This is a genomic window from Holdemanella sp. DFI.5.55 (assembly GCF_020593575.1).
In the GTDB taxonomy this organism is placed as follows: Bacteria; Bacillota_I; Bacilli_A; order Erysipelotrichales; family Erysipelotrichaceae; genus Holdemanella; species Holdemanella hominis.
This window is the reverse complement of the sequence record NZ_JAJDMK010000303.1, coordinates 1-258: the sequence shown is the minus strand read 5'-3', so window position 1 is coordinate 258 and position 258 is coordinate 1. Positions and strand designations below refer to the sequence as shown.

Sequence of the window (258 nt, the reverse complement as noted above, 5' to 3'; positions counted from 1 at the left end):
TAGATTTCATTTCAGGTCCTAACACTGTATCTACACTACGTAATTTCGCAAATGAGAATACTGGTGCTTTGACAAAGACTCTTTCTTTATCTTCAGGATGATATCCAGGCGTATATCCTTGTTCTTCAATTGATTTTCCTAAAATAGCCTGTGTTGCAATATAACTCATAGGAACACCTGTAATCTTAGATAAGAATGGTACAGTACGAGATGAACGTGGGTTTACCTCTAATACATATACGTTACTTTCTTTATCTA

General features: G+C 34.9%; 1 protein-coding gene. It reads right to left on the bottom strand.

The features are described from left to right. The coding region (locus LJE08_RS14190; RefSeq protein ID WP_227403603.1) for a hypothetical protein at nt 1-258 on the bottom strand (258 nt) is incomplete at both ends.